This is a genomic window from Vibrio sp. YT-19(2023) (assembly GCF_033337395.1).
In genome coordinates, this window is the sequence record NZ_JAWOQN010000989.1 from 1 (window position 1) to 548 (window position 548).

Below are 548 nucleotides of genomic sequence, written 5' to 3' on the forward strand. Positions count from 1 at the left end.
TATTAATGGTATTTATCTTGAACAAGAGCAGAAGATAACGCCGCTTTCTGAGCATATTAGCGATGGTTATTGGTTGGATGAAGAGGGCCGGAATCCAATTCTTGTATCGCAAAAGACGGCGAAAAGATTGAAGCTACGGGTCGGTTCAAAAGTCATTCTGACGCTTTCCGATATCAATGGGGATGTCTCTGGCGCTGCGTTTAGAGTGAAAGGCATCTTCAAAACACCGTCCACGACCTTTGATGACGGCAACGTGTACGTCCGTAAAGCTGACCTAGAGAAAATTGCAGGGATAGCAGGGGCGCATGAAATCGCCATTTTGCTCAACGCCAATGATGACGACGTGTTGCAAAATATCGTGTCGTTTACCCGAACCTTGACCGACGATGGTTCAGGAAAGCCGTTAACGGTAAGAACATGGCTAGAAATTCAACCCCTGCTTTCGACTATGATGAGCTCGATGGATATCTCCAACCAAGTCATGCTGGTGGTGTTCGTGTTGGCTATGACGCTTGGCATCGTCAATATCATGCTTATGTCGGTGTTTG

The 548-nt window shown here is 46.5% G+C and carries 1 protein-coding gene; it reads left to right on the forward strand.

Translation table 11 applies throughout. The features are described 5' to 3' along the window. The coding region (locus R7E78_RS29600; RefSeq protein ID WP_411913791.1) for an ABC transporter permease at positions 1–548 on the forward strand (548 nt) is incomplete at both ends.